General features: G+C 44.3%; 1 pseudogene. It reads left to right on the forward strand.

The features are described from left to right. Window positions 1–58: 58 nt before the first annotated feature. A pseudogene (locus A1232T_RS14500) lies at window positions 59–616 on the forward strand (transposase); the annotation flags it as partial.

Here is a 616-nt window from a genome sequence, read left to right on the forward strand (position 1 = left end):
CGAGACTTTCCTAAACTTTGTGTAACTGCTTATAATCCATAGTAAAGGAGAATAAGCAATGACAAAAGAAACAGAACTAAAAAAACTAGCCGAACAAATGGCCAAACACGTTGGCAGCTTTGAAGATATTAAAGCATTTCAAAAACAGCTCATGCAGTCATTTATTGACACTGCCTTAGAAGCCGAGATGGAAGAACATCTTGGCTACCCCAAGCATGAGAAGGCGGATAAGCCAAACAAACGTAACGGTCACACCAAAAAGACAGTACGCAGCGACACAGGCGATCTTGAGATATCCACCCCCAGAGACCGTGAAGGGAGCTTTGATCCTGTATTGGTTGGCAAACACCAAACCCGTATTACCGGGCTCGATGATAAAATCATATGTCACTACAGGCATAGCCTTCCGTCTTGCGCTTCGGGCAAGTGTCTCCCAGACACTTGCTGATCCTCGCTCATACGCCAAAGGTCAGACAACCACTGAGATTGTTGAGAGTATCAAAGATATCTATGACGTTGATATCTCAACGAGCCTCGTTTCCAGAGTTACTGACAACATCATAGATGACATCACAGCATGGCAGAACCGGCCATTAAGTAGCTTATATCCTATCGT

It is taken from the genome of Psychrobacter pasteurii, assembly GCF_900162815.1.
GTDB classification, from domain to species: domain Bacteria; phylum Pseudomonadota; class Gammaproteobacteria; order Pseudomonadales; family Moraxellaceae; genus Psychrobacter; species Psychrobacter pasteurii.